Genomic DNA, 12,167 nt, shown 5'->3' with positions numbered 1-12,167 from the left:
GGGGCCGTTCGACGCGTAGGCAGGACCGACCGAGAGGAGACCGCGATGCGGTTCATGGTGATAGTCAAGAGCAACGAAGAGTCCGAGGCGGGACAGGGCCCGAGCGCCGAACTGCTGGCCGAGATGGCGAGCTTCAACGAAGAGCTGGTCAAGGCCGGTGTCCTGCTCGCCGGCGAAGGTCTGACGCCGAGTTCGCAGGGCGCGCGCGTCGTGTTCTCCGGGAGTGAGGAGCCGAAGGTCGTCGACGGGCCGTTCGCCGAGACCAAGGAGCTCGTCGGCGGTTTCTGGATCCTCCAGTGCCGCGACCGCGACGAGTGCGTCGAGTGGGTCAAGCGGATGCCGAACCCCGAGGGGCAGGCCGGCGTCGTCGAGATCCGGCGGGTCGCCGAGGCGTCCGACTTCGAGAACATGACGCCCGAGGTCGAGGAGCTGGAGGGCCGGCTTCGCGCGCAGAGCGCCCAGGAGTCCTGATGCGGTTCCTGGTATGGTGAAGGCCTCTCCGGAGTCGGAGGCCGGCATCGGACCCAGCACCGAAGAGCTGGAAACGATGGCGAGGTTCAACGAGGAACTGGCGAACGACGGCCGGATCGTGTTCGCCGAGGGCCTCACCCCGAGCTCGGAGGGCGTGCGCGTCCTCTTCGAAGGCGATGCCGAACCGAAGGTCATCGACGGGCCCTTCGCCGAGTCGAAGGAGCTCGTCGCCGGGATCTGGGTGCTCAACGGCGAATCCCTCGAGGACGTCGTCGCGCTCATGCGGCGCGCACCCAACCCCGAGGCCAAGGGCGGCGTCATCGAGATCCGGGCCATCGCCGAGTAGTGGGTTGCACCGCGCCCGATCACCCTGTCTGATGACCGGGTGACGGTTGCGGACACCCGGAGCACGGTCGAGACGGTGTGGCGGATCGAGTCGCCGCGGCTCATCGCGGGGCTGGCCCGCATGGCCCGCGGCGACGTCGGTCTCGCCGAAGAGCTGGCACAGGACGCGCTCGTCGCGGCGCTGGAGCAGTGGCCGGAGTCCGGCGTGCCGCGCAACCCCGGCGCGTGGCTGATGACCATCGCCAAGCGCCGCGCGGTCGACCAGTTCCGCCGCAACGAGCGGTACGCGGAGAAGCTCGAAGAGGTCGGCCGCGACCAGCAGCTCGGCGAGGGCGTGCTGCCCGACTTCGACGCCGCCCTCGACGACCACATCGAGGACGACGTCCTGCGCCTGCTGTTCGTCGCGTGCCACCCGGTGCTGAACACGCAGGCCCGGGTCGCGCTGACGCTGCGGATGCTCGGCGGGCTGACCACCGACGAGATCGCGCGCGCCTTCCTCGTCCGCGAGTCGACGATCGCCCAGCGGATCGTCCGGGCGAAGAAGGCCCTCGCGGCGGCGAAGGTCCCGTTCGAGGTGCCCGAGGGCGAAGAGCGCGTCGCCCGGCTGTCTTCGGTGCTCGAGGTCGTCTACCTCGTGTTCAACGAGGGCTATTCGGCGACCCGCGGCGACGACTGGATGCGCCCGGCGCTCTGCGAAGAGGCGATGCGCCTCGGCCGCGTCCTCGCCGCGCTGATGCCGGGCGAGTCCGAGGTGCACGGCCTGGTCGCGCTGATGGAACTGCAGTCGTCGCGCGCGAAGGCCCGCACCGGCCCGAACGGCGAACCGGTGCTCCTGCTCGACCAGGACCGCACCCGCTGGGACCGCTTCCTGATCCAGCACGGCCTCGCGGCGCTGACCCTGTCCGAGCAGATCGCCGAGGGCGCGTACGGCCCGTATTCCGCCCAGGCGGCGATCGCGGCGTGCCACGCCCGCGCCCGGACGGCGGACGAGACGGACTGGGCCCGCATCGCGGCGCTGTACGAGGGGCTCGGCAAGCTCCAGCCGTCCCCGGTGATCGAGCTGAACCGCGGCGTGGCGGTGGCGATGGCGTACGGCCCGGCGGCGGGCCTCCAGGTGGTCGACGCGGTGGCCGACGAGCCGGCGCTGAAGGACTACCACCTCCTCCCGAGCGTCCGCGGCGACCTGCTGCAGAAGCTGGGCCGGCTCGAGGAGGCGGAGCAGGAGTTCAGACGGGCGGCGGAGATGACGGAGAACGCCCGGGAGCGAGCGTTGCTCCTGGACCGCGCGACGGCGGTGGGTCGCTGACGCCGTGCTCGCCTCGCTGCTGCCCGGCTTCCGCGACGTGCGCAGTGCGCTGGTCGCGGGCTACATGTGGTTCTGCGCCGGCTGGCTGCTGATCGGCCACTACCACCCGCCGGCGGCCGGGCTGCTGGGGAAACCGGCGCTGGAGCTGCTGGAGCTGTTCGGGACGGGCGGCTGAGCCACACTTACCTGCAGCGGCTCACGGCGGCGGCAGCGCCAAGAGCAGCTGATCTCCGACGCCACGCCGCGCGGCATCAACCCGCACGAGGTGGACCGGATCGCGATCGACGCGGTGCGCGAGGTCCTGCACGTGTCACCTCGGCTGATCGTCGCGAAGCCCGAGCTGTTCGCGGAGTACAGCCGGTTCAAGGCGGAGAGCGAGTTCCGCGACGCCATCATGCTGCCGCTGCCGCTGCCGCTGCCGCTGCCGCTGCCGCTGCCGCTGCTCGCCGTGGCGGTGTGCGTGAACTTGACTGCGCTGGCGTGGCTCGAAGCAATCATCATCGCCGTGGTCCTGCCGACGGCTACCTGTTTGCCCAGTCGCGCGGGCGGTTCCGCCAGGCGCACAGCCTGATCGGGCACAGCGTCGCGGACGGGACGATCAGCTCCGCGGCGATGAGCGACTAGCGATGCCGCCAGGCCATCGGGGACAGCGTCAACGCCGCTTCCGCGATCTTCTTCGCCGTCTCCGTCGTCAGCCCCTTCTGCGCCGACTCGATCCATTCGTCGACCGGCCGCACCCCGATGTCCCGGTACTCCAGCGCCTGCAGCAGCATCTCCAGCTTGTCGGCATCCTTGGCGCACAACGCCTCGGCCGACGAGCGGGTCTCGTACTCGTCCACCGCCTCGCGCACGAGCGAGCGCGACCGGTCGGGCAGGGACGCCGTCTGGTCGGCCGTGATCTCCCGAGGCTCGGGCTTGCGCAGATAGTCCACGGCCGTCAGCGGAAGATCACCCGTCCGGGTCTCCTGCGTGTCGTGCCAGACGGCCAGGAACGCCGCCCGCTCCGGCGACGCCCCTTCCTCCGCCGCGATCAGCGCCGCCAGCTGGGCCGTCCGCAGGCTGTGCTCGCCGACCGACTCCGGGTCGCGCACCCCCGCGTGCCACCAGCCCGACCGGCGGACGCGCTTCAGCAGACCCAGCTCGTACCCGAAGGACGCCAGACCATCAGAGCTCATGCCGCCCAGCCTAGGGCGACGGGATCATCGCCGTCAGGATCGTCGCCTGCAGCAGGGAAATCACGCCGACCACCGCGGTCAGCAGCAGGGACCACAGGAACGTCTGCCGCAGCAGCGACCCCTCCTTGCCGCTCTGCCCGATCGCCGTCGCGCCGATCGAGAGGTTCTGCGGCGAGATCATCTTGCCCATCACGCCGCCCGACGTGTTCGTCGCGCCCGCCAGGATCGGGTTCAGGTTCAGCTGCTGCGCCGAGATCACCTGCATCGGGCCGAACAGGCTGTTCGTCGACGCGTCCGACCCCGTCAGGAACACGCCCAGCCAGCCGATGTACGCCGAGAACAGCGGGAAGACCGCGCCCGTCGTCGCCAGGGCCAGGCCGAGCGTCTGCGTCGCGCCCGAGTAGTTCATCACGAACGCGATCGCCAGGATCATGAAGATCGTCGCGAGCGCCCAGCGCATCTGGTGCAGCGTCTTGCGGTACGTCTTGACCAGCAACCCCGCCCGGCCGCCCATCGCGAACCCGGCGATCACCGCCGCGATCAGGGCGATCGTGCCGGGCGAGAACAGGAAGTCCACCGTGAGCGTCGCCGCGTACGGTGCGTCCTTCGCGGTGATCGGCGGGTGCTGGACGACGTGGTTGTGCAGCCCCGGCCAGGCGAAGATCCAATCCGCCTTGTGCAGCAGCTTCGTCAGGTCCAGCCAGGCGGGGAGGTTCTTGAAGATCGTGCCGATCCGCGACAGGAAGATCGCCAGGATCAGGATGATGTAGGGCATCCACGCGTAGAGCGCGCCGCGCTCGGCCTTCGCGGCGCCCAGGCTCTTCGGCGCGGCTTCCTCGTTTTCGAAGCGCCACACCGACGCCGGCTGCCAGAACCGCGTCAGGATCCACAGCGCGGCCATCGCGGTGAGCGCGGCGACGACGTCGACCAGGCTGGCGCTGATGTAGTTGGACACGACGAACTGCATGACCGCGAACGCGAGCCCGGCGGTCAGCACCGCCGGCCACACCTCGAGCATGCGCTTCCAGCCCGCCAGCACCACAACGAGGAACGCCGGGATGATCAGCGCGAGCACCGGCACCTGACGGCCGACGGCCGCCGAGAACAGCTCGGTCGCCTGGTCCGGCTTGAGGTGCATGATCGGCGCGGTCAGCCGGCCGAGCACGATCAGCGGGTTGCCCAGGCCGCCGAACGCGACCGGCGCGGTGTTCGCGAGCAGCGCCAGCACGACAGCCTTCACCGGCGGGAACCCGAGCGCGGCCATCATCGCCGCCGTGATCGCGATCGGCGACCCGCCGCCCGCGACGCCTTCGAGGAGCGCGCCGAAGCCGAACGCGATGAGCAGCGCCTGCAGCCGCCGGTCTTCGCTGAACCCGGCGAGCACGCGCTTGATCGCGTCGAACCGGCCGGTCGCGACCGTGACGTTGTGGAAGTAGACGGCGTGGAACGCGATCCAGGCCACCGACCACACGCCGAAGACCACGCCCATCGCCGCGGAGTCGAACGCCAGCGCGGCCGGCATCCGGTACAGCAGCAGGGCGACGCCGAGCGCGGTGACGAGCGCGAGCGCCGCCGAAAGGTGCGCGGAGAAGCGGACCACGCCGAGCGCGACCAGCAGCACGATGATCGGGAGCGCGGCGAGCAGCGCGGAGACCCACAACCCGCCCGCCGGCTGGTAGTCCTGTGTCCAGGTCATCCCCGCTGCCCCCGGACGTATCCGAGCCGCAGCGACAGGGCGGCGGCGGTTCCGGCGACGGAGGCCCCGAGCTCGTCGAGGCGGCGCAGCACGCGCGGCGCCGGCCCGGCGATGCTGATGGCGGCGATCGGCCGGCCCGAGTGATCGCGCACGGCGGCGGCGACGCACCCGACGTCCGGCTCGTTCTCGACCTCGTCGACCGCCCAGCCGCGGCGGCTGGTCCGCGCGAGGTCGTCGAGCAGCCGGAGCGGGTCGTTGATCGTCTTGAGCGTGAGGGAGTCGAGCTTCATCCGCCGGACGCGCTCGGCCCGGTCGGCTTCGGGCAGCGCAGCGAGCCAGGCCTTCCCGAGCGACGTGGCGTGCTGCGGCCGGCGCGTACCCAGGCGGCAGGCGAGGGTGACGGCGCTGGCACTGCGTTCGGTGGCGACGTAGACCATGGTGTCGTTGTCGGGCACGGCGAGGTAGGTGGTCTCCCCGGACCGTTCGGCGAGCGACGCGAGGTACCGAGGCGCGCACCGGTGCAGATCGGTGGCGGCCATGGCCCGCGCCCCGAGTTCGACGAGCCGGGTCCCGAGCCGCACCCGACCGGTGACCTGGTCGGCTTCGAGGTATTCGAGACTCTTGAGGGTGCCGACGATGCGGTAGGCGGCACTGCGGGAAAGCCCCAGTTGCCGCGCGATCGCATTGGTGGAAATCTCCTGGTGCCGACCCACGTGCTCGAGCACCGCGAGTCCGCGTTCGAGAGTTCCGCTGTTCTCCAGTGCGCGCTCCGGTCCCACGTTGCCCTCCGTTGGACGTTCCCGGTTTCCGCTCAGCGGTACGCATTTCCGCTGGGTGGGGTTGGACGGTAACACCTCCGATGTATGTGTGGAAGATCTTGAAACGTCTCAGAGTCAGACTCGGAGAATGCGGTTACTTGCGCGGGCTAATTGGTACAACCTCCGATGGTTAAGTTTCCTACCTATGGCGGTTGCGGAGCTTGGGACGGGGTCGTTCGACAAGTTCGACGGCGGGGGATTCAGATTCGTGAATGGGTTGTGAAGGGAGTAGAGACCGTCGCCGAACGTCTTGAATGAGTCATTCAGGACCCCCGCAGACCTGAATGACTCATTCAGGACATCCCGCCCGGCACTGCCGGCGGGGCTCGGTGGCCCGGGTCACGGACTCAGCGAACTCACAGCGCCCACCGAGCACCATCCAGCCGGTGACCGACCGCCGCCCCCTTCGTACCCGCGCGTCCGTGACCGCCGGCCGGATCACCGCTTGGCTCTCCCGCCACGCCGGACTCGGCCAAGGCGGCGTCATCGGCGGCCGCGTCACTCTCGCGCTCGATCCGAAAGCCCTTCGCGCGCTCGGGCGGGACCGCACGGTCGTGCTCGTCACCGGTACCAACGGCAAGACCACCACCGCCCTGATGATCACGCGGGCCCTCGAAGCGCTCGCCGAAGTCGCCGCCAACAGCGACGGCGCCAACATGCCCGATGGCGTCCTCGCCGCACTCGCCGCGAGCCCCGAAGCGCCCTACGCCGTTCTCGAAGTCGACGAGACCTACCTGCCCTGGGTTGCCGAGCAGCTGGAGCCGGCGGTGCTTGTGCTGCTCAACCTGAGCCGCGACCAGCTCGACCGCGTCGGCGAGGTTCGCTCGACCGAGCGCGATCTGCGCGCCGCGATCGCCGGACATCCCGGAACCACGATTGTCGCCAATTGCGACGACGTTCTCGTCACCTCCGCGGCGACCGCGGCCGCCAAGCCGCCGCTCTGGGTCGGGACCGGCCGCCGCTGGACCGGGGACTCGACCGCCTGCCCGCGCTGCGACGGCCTGATCGAACACGCCCAAGAACACTGGAGCTGCGCCTGCGGGCTCGCCCGCCCTGAGCCCGCCTGGACCCTCGACGGCGACCTCGTCCGCACGCCCGGTGGCCGCCAAGTCGACCTCGACCTGCGGCTGCCCGGCGACGCGAACCGCGCGAACGCCGCCTTCGCGCTCGCCGCCGCGCACCGGCTCGGCGTGCCGCCGCACACCGCCGCCGCCCGGCTGCGGACCATCACCGACATCGGCGGCCGCTACCGGACGATCCGCCGGTCGCGCCACTCCGTGCGGCTGATGCTCGCCAAGAACCCGGCCGGCTGGGCCGAAACGCTGCGCGTGCTCGACGAGGACACGCCGGTCGTCGTCGCGGTCAACGCCCAGGAAGCCGACGGCCGCGACCTGTCCTGGCTCTGGGACGTGCACTTCGAACGGCTGCGCGGCCGCCAGGTCGTCGTCACCGGCGAGCGTGGTGCCGACCTCGCCGTGCGGCTCTGCTACGCCGAGGTCGCGCACTGGGCCGAGCCCGACCCGGTCGCCGCGATCGACGCGCTGCCGCCCGGCGGCGTCGAGCTCGTCGCCAACTACACCGCCTTCCGCGAGCTGGTCGGCAGGCTGCCCGGTGCGTGACTCGATCGTCCACATCGGACTCCTGTTGCCCGAGGTCCTCGGCACCTACGGCGACACCGGCAACGCGCAGGTCCTGTGCCAGCGGCTGCGCTGGCGCGGGATCGAAGCCGAGGTCGTGCCGGTCGGGCTCGGCGTGCCGGTGCCGTCCACTTTGGACCTCTACCTGCTCGGCGGCGGCGAGGACGGCGCCCAGGCCCTGGCCGCGGCCCACCTGCGGAAGCACCGGCGGGCCCTGACCCCCGAGGCGGTGGTCTTCGGCGTCTGCGCCGGCCTGCAGGTGCTCGGCACCCGCTTCCGCGGCCTCGACGGCGTCGACCACGACGGCCTCGGCCTGCTCGACGTCACCACCGAACCCGGCGAGCGCCGCGCGGTCTCCGAGCTGGTCGCGACATCCTCGGAAATCCTGGACAACGCGCCGCTCACCGGCTTCGAGAACCACCTCGGCGTCAGCAAGCTCGGCGCCGGCAGCGACCCGCTCGGCCAAGTCGTGCGCGGCACCGGCAACGGCGACGGCACCGAAGGCGCGGTGACCGGCCACATCGTCGGCACCTACCTGCACGGCCCGGCGCTCGCCCGCAACCCCGCGCTGGCGGACCTCCTGCTGACCTGGACGGCCGGGTACCCGCTGCCGCCCCTCGAACTGCCCGAAGTCGACCGCCTGCGCGGTGAACGCCTCGCGCGCCGCCGCCGGACGTCGTGATGGCCGGTTACGCTGAGTTGGTGAAACTGGGCAGCGTGATCGCCGCGACCGGCGTCCGGATGCGGACCACCGCGGTGGCCGTCTTCGCGCTCGCGCTGGCCATCGCGGCCGCGCTCGCCGTGGTCGTGGTGCTGCTCGAAGAGTCGCTCGACCGCAGCGTCACCGAGAGTGCCCGCAGCACCGGCCGCCAGGTCGCCATCCAGCTCGTCCGCGAGGGCGCGCGCGACCTCAGCGCGTCCGACGTCGCCAGCACCGGCGACACCGAAGCCGTCACCCAGGTGCTCAACGCGCGCGGCGTGCCGATCGCGAGCGACCCGGCGATCGTCGGGCACCCGCCGCTGACCGCCGCCCGCCCGGCCGTCGGGCAGGAGACCATCGAAACCCTCCCGCTCGGGCTCAACGGCGACAGTGACGACTACCGCGTCGTGTCGCAGCAGGTCAACGGGCCGGGCGGGCCGTACACGGTGGTCTCCGCGCGCTCGCTGGAGCCGGTGACCGAGGCGTCGACCCGGCTGACGCTGCTGCTCGGGCTGATCGCGATCCCGCTGCTGGCGATCTCCGGGCTCGCGGTCTACCGCGCGGTCGGCTCGGCGCTGCGGCCGGTGGAGCGGATGCGCCGGACCGTCGCCGAGATCTCGACGCGCGACCTCGCCGCCCGCGTCGCGCTGCCGCCGGGCGGCGACGAGGTGCACCGGCTGGCCGTGACGCTCAACGAGATGCTCGGCCGGCTCGCGTCGGCGCAGGCGGCGCAACGGCGGTTCGTCGCGGACGCCAGCCACGAGCTGCGCTCGCCGCTGTCCACGATCAGCACCGCGCTCGACGTCTCCGGGCGGCACCCGGAGAGCGCGCAAGACCTGGTGCCGGTGATCGGCCGGGAGACCGCGCGGCTGCGCGAACTCGTCGACGACCTGCTCATGCTGGCCCGCACGGACGACACGACCGACCGGCCGTCGCGCACCGAGGTCGACCTCGACGACATCGTCCGCGCGGAGGCCGAGCGGGTCCGCGGCGAGTGCGCGCTGGAGGTCGAGGTCCGTGCCGGGCCGGCGAAGGTGCGCGGCAGCGAAACCCAGCTGCGGCGCGCGGTGCGGAACCTGGTCGACAACGCCCGCGGGCACGCGCGCTCGCGCATCCGCGTCGCCAGTTCGGTGCGCGGCGACGTCGCCGTCGTCGAGGTGAGCGACGACGGCCCGGGCGTCGCGGAAGCCGACCGCGAACGGATCTTCGAGCGGTTCGTCCGCCTCGACGCGTCGCGCCAGCGCGGGCACGGCGGCACCGGGCTGGGCCTGCCGATCGTGGCGGGCATCGCAGCGCGGCACGGCGGCCGGGCGTGCTACCGCGCGTCGGACGAGCCGGGCGCGCGGTTCGTGCTCGAGCTGCCGGTGCTGGAACTGCCGGAGGAGGAGTAGTGCGCCTGCTGATCGTGGAGGACGAGCGAGAGTTCGCGGAGACGCTGCGGCGCGGCCTGGTCGCCGAGGGGTTCACCGTCGACGTCGCGCACACCGGTCGCGAGGGCCTCTGGCGGGCCACCGAGCAGGAGTACGACGTCGTCGTGCTCGACATCATGCTGCCCGAGCTGTCCGGCTACGAAGTGCTCAAACGCCTGCGGGCGGCCGAAAACTGGACGCCGGTGCTGATGCTCACCGCGAAGGACGGCGAGTACGACGAAGCCGACGCGTTCGACCTCGGCGCCGACGACTACCTGTCGAAGCCGTTCTCCTTCGTCGTCCTCATCGCCCGGTTGCGCGCGCTGCTGCGCCGCGGGGCGCCGGCCCGGCCCGCCGTGCTGGAGGCGGGCGACCTGCGGCTCGACCCGTCCGCGCGGACCGTCCACAGAGGACAACAGCGGATCGAGCTGACCGCGCGCGAGTTCGGGTTGCTGGAGTTCCTGCTGCGGCGGCCGGGCACCGCGCTGACGAAGAACGAGATCCTGAGCCACGTCTGGGACGCGCACTACGACGGCGACGAGAACGTCGTCGAGGTCTACATCGGCTACCTGCGGCGCAAAATCGACGTGCCGTTCGGCACCCGTACCATCGAGACGGTCCGGGGCGTGGGGTACCGGCTGGTGGACGTTACCCGATCGTGATTTGCCGGGCGAAATCGGCGAGGGGGTCCGCACGGTGTCCGGCGCTGGTCCGTTTGCCGCCGCCGGTTGCCGCGGATCGCCCAGCCGTTCCCGCGAACCGGTGAAATTCCAGGTGTCGTTGATCATCCGCTGGCGGTTGTGCGCGTTGCTACGGTGGGCAATCGGCCGGGACGGGAAAAGCGATGACGGAATCGCCGAAACCGTCTCTCGCCCGAAGTGAAAGGTGGACCGGAATTTCGGAGTAATCCGTTTCCCGGGTTCACGCCACCGATTCCCGAGAGGCTGCGAGAATGGGCATGGACACCTGCGTCCGGTACGCCGAGGCGCTGCGGCGGCCGCTGAACACGCCCGGGCAGCCGTGACGCTGCAGCTCTACGGCGTCGTGCGCGCCGGGCACCCGCGGGCGCCGCGGACGGTGTGCTGGGAGGACCTGGCGATGGTCGTCGGCGAACCCGAACCCGATCCGGCGGTGCACCTGGCGGTGGTGTCCGCGCTCGTCGAAGGCGGGCCGGTGCTGCCGGTCCGGTTCGGCACCGTCGCCGACGACGAGGAAGCCGTCCGGGACGAGGTGCTGGCCCCCGCGGCCGCTAGCTACCGCGCCGACCTCGACCGGCTCGACGGCCTGGCCGAGGTGCACGTCTGCCTGCGGTTCACCGAGCCGGGCTCGGCGGCGCGGGCAGCTCGTTCCGACGTGCTGCTCAGCGAGGTCGCCGAACGCGCCCGCGATTCGGTGTCGCTGCCGGCGGGCGAGTCCGCCGACGAGCGGTGGGCGTTCCTGGTCGGGATGGGCGACCTGCTCGTCGTCCGCGACGCGGTCACCGGGCTGGCCCGCGACGACGGCGTCCAGGCCGACTGGATCGGGCCGCTGCCCGCGTACAGCTTCCTGGAGCGGCGGGCCTGCCCGCGGTGGAGCTGGTGAGCGCCGGCGAAACAGTCGCTGAACACTCTTTTCGGTACTGGCCGCCGTGGCTCGCGGTCGGCGATCCTGGCGTCGTGGTCACCAGTGAAGTCGCGGCGCTGCCCCGCGCTTTCGGCGGGCCCGGCTCGGGGCCGGGCCAGTTCCGCGCGCCGTCCGGAATCGCCGTCGACGTCCGCGGACGCGTGTGGGTGGCGGACACCGGCAACGACCGCGTGCAGGCGTTCACCCGCGACGGCGCGCTCGTGCGCGTGCTGTCCGGGCGGCTCAAGGCACCGGAAGGAGTCGCGGTCGACGCGGCGGGCAACGTCTACGTCGCCGACACCGGCAACCGCCGGGTGGTGCAGTTCTCGTGGCGGGGCGGGTTCGTGCGGGAGTTCGGCGGCTTCGGCCGGCCCCGCGCGGTCGCGCTGGACCCGGCCGGCCGCCTGCTGGTCGACGACGCCGGACGCCGGCGCTTCGCGCGGTTCGACACCCGCACGGGCGCGGCGCTGCCCGACACGACCGAGCCGATCAGCTCACCCCGCGACGTCGCGGACGACGGCCTGGGCGGAGTCTGGGTCGCCGAGACCGGCAACCACCGCATCGTCCACTTCGGAGCTTCCGCCTAGTTCTTCGAGATCGCGGCCGTCGCGCGGACGACGGCGGTGCAGCGGTTCTCGACGTACTCGAGCCCGCCTTCTTCGGCGATGCGGCGCGCTTCCGCCGAGACGATGCCCTGCTGCAGCCACAGCGCCTTCGCGCCGATCTCGACGGCGTCGCGGGCGATGCCGGGCGCCTCGGGGGACGGCCGGAAGACGTCTACGAGGTCGACGGGCTCCGGGATGTCCTTCAGCGACCGGTAGACCTTCTCGCCGAGCAGCTCGGTCGCGGTCGGGTGCACCGGGATGATCCGGAAGCCGTGCGCCTGCAGGACCGCCGGCACGCCGTGCGCGGCCTTGGCCGGATCGCGGCTCAGGCCGACGACCGCGATGGTCTTCGCGTCCGCCAGGATTTCTTCTGCCTTCATGTGGGTGGAACGCGCGGCGGGTG

General features: G+C 71.8%; 15 protein-coding genes. 11 read left to right on the top strand and 4 right to left on the bottom strand.

Going from position 1 to position 12,167, the window contains the following annotated elements; translation table 11 throughout:
* Nucleotides 1-45: 45 nt before the first annotated feature.
* The 5 genes from AB0M83_RS14675 to AB0M83_RS14655 all read left to right on the top strand — a co-directional run bounded on the left by AB0M83_RS14675 (nt 46) and on the right by AB0M83_RS14655 (nt 2,693).
* Complete coding sequence (locus AB0M83_RS14675) at nt 46-471, top strand: YciI family protein (protein ID WP_364517072.1); 426 nt, start codon at nt 46-48, stop codon at nt 469-471.
* Nucleotides 472-484: 13 nt separating this feature from the next.
* Nucleotides 485-817, top strand: coding sequence for a YciI family protein (locus AB0M83_RS14670; protein ID WP_364517071.1), 333 nt, complete (start codon nt 485-487; stop codon nt 815-817).
* Nucleotides 818-856: 39 nt separating this feature from the next.
* On the top strand, nt 857-2,122 hold the full coding sequence (locus tag AB0M83_RS14665; protein ID WP_364517069.1) for an RNA polymerase sigma factor: 1,266 nt from the start codon (nt 857-859) through the stop codon (nt 2,120-2,122).
* Between the two features lie 4 nt (nt 2,123-2,126).
* Nucleotides 2,127-2,297, top strand: coding sequence for a hypothetical protein (locus AB0M83_RS14660; protein ID WP_364517067.1), 171 nt, complete (start codon nt 2,127-2,129; stop codon nt 2,295-2,297).
* A 90-nt stretch (nt 2,298-2,387) separates the two neighbouring features.
* On the top strand, nt 2,388-2,693 hold the full coding sequence (locus AB0M83_RS14655; RefSeq protein WP_364517065.1) for a hypothetical protein: 306 nt from the start codon (nt 2,388-2,390) through the stop codon (nt 2,691-2,693).
* 49 nt (nt 2,694-2,742) lie between these two features.
* Here AB0M83_RS14655 and AB0M83_RS14650 read toward each other — a convergent pair whose 3' ends face one another.
* The 3 genes from AB0M83_RS14650 to AB0M83_RS14640 are packed head-to-tail and all read right to left on the bottom strand — an operon-like array spanning nt 2,743 to nt 5,772.
* Nucleotides 2,743-3,297 carry an HD domain-containing protein gene (locus AB0M83_RS14650; protein ID WP_364517063.1) on the bottom strand — a complete coding sequence of 185 codons (555 nt, stop codon included), beginning with the start codon at nt 3,295-3,297 and terminating at the stop codon, nt 2,743-2,745.
* A gap of 10 nt (nt 3,298-3,307) precedes the next feature.
* A complete protein-coding gene (locus AB0M83_RS14645) occupies nt 3,308-4,993 on the bottom strand; it encodes a lactate permease LctP family transporter (RefSeq protein ID WP_364517061.1) in 1,686 nt (561 codons plus the stop codon).
* A complete protein-coding gene (locus tag AB0M83_RS14640) occupies nt 4,990-5,772 on the bottom strand; it encodes an IclR family transcriptional regulator (RefSeq protein WP_286001464.1) in 783 nt (260 codons plus the stop codon). Before AB0M83_RS14640 ends, AB0M83_RS14645 begins: the two co-directional genes overlap by 4 nt.
* 425 nt (nt 5,773-6,197) lie before the next feature.
* Between AB0M83_RS14640 and AB0M83_RS14635 the strand changes: the two genes are divergently transcribed.
* The 6 genes from AB0M83_RS14635 to AB0M83_RS14610 all read left to right on the top strand — a co-directional run bounded on the left by AB0M83_RS14635 (nt 6,198) and on the right by AB0M83_RS14610 (nt 11,746).
* A complete protein-coding gene (locus AB0M83_RS14635; protein ID WP_364517059.1) occupies nt 6,198-7,430 on the top strand; it encodes a MurT ligase domain-containing protein in 1,233 nt (410 codons plus the stop codon).
* Nucleotides 7,423-8,130: a glutamine amidotransferase gene (locus tag AB0M83_RS14630; RefSeq protein ID WP_364517057.1), complete on the top strand. Its 708-nt coding sequence runs from the start codon at nt 7,423-7,425 to the stop codon at nt 8,128-8,130. Before AB0M83_RS14635 ends, AB0M83_RS14630 begins: the two co-directional genes overlap by 8 nt.
* A 20-nt stretch (nt 8,131-8,150) precedes the next feature.
* Nucleotides 8,151-9,539: a HAMP domain-containing sensor histidine kinase gene (locus AB0M83_RS14625; RefSeq protein ID WP_364517055.1), complete on the top strand. Its 1,389-nt coding sequence runs from the start codon at nt 8,151-8,153 to the stop codon at nt 9,537-9,539.
* Nucleotides 9,539-10,219 (top strand): response regulator transcription factor, encoded by a 681-nt coding sequence (locus AB0M83_RS14620; protein WP_284746845.1) that lies wholly within the window; start codon nt 9,539-9,541, stop codon nt 10,217-10,219. The genes AB0M83_RS14625 and AB0M83_RS14620 overlap by 1 nt, the downstream gene beginning before the upstream one ends.
* A gap of 358 nt (nt 10,220-10,577) precedes the next feature.
* Nucleotides 10,578-11,138, top strand: coding sequence for a GvpL/GvpF family gas vesicle protein (locus AB0M83_RS14615; RefSeq protein WP_364517053.1), 561 nt, complete (start codon nt 10,578-10,580; stop codon nt 11,136-11,138).
* A 74-nt stretch (nt 11,139-11,212) separates the two neighbouring features.
* Nucleotides 11,213-11,746 carry an NHL repeat-containing protein gene (locus AB0M83_RS14610; RefSeq protein ID WP_364517051.1) on the top strand — a complete coding sequence of 178 codons (534 nt, stop codon included), beginning with the start codon at nt 11,213-11,215 and terminating at the stop codon, nt 11,744-11,746.
* On the opposite strand, the gene AB0M83_RS14605 is transcribed toward AB0M83_RS14610, so the two are convergent.
* On the bottom strand, nt 11,743-12,144 hold the full coding sequence (locus tag AB0M83_RS14605; protein WP_284746852.1) for a CoA-binding protein: 402 nt from the start codon (nt 12,142-12,144) through the stop codon (nt 11,743-11,745). The two genes, AB0M83_RS14610 and AB0M83_RS14605, sit on opposite strands and share 4 nt — an antisense overlap.
* Between the last annotated feature and the right edge of the window lie 23 nt (nt 12,145-12,167).

This window comes from Amycolatopsis sp. NPDC051106 (assembly GCF_040682775.1).
GTDB lineage: Bacteria > Actinomycetota > Actinomycetes > Mycobacteriales > Pseudonocardiaceae > Amycolatopsis.
The sequence above is the reverse complement of the archived record's forward strand: the minus strand, read 5'-3'. Positions and strand labels throughout refer to the sequence as shown.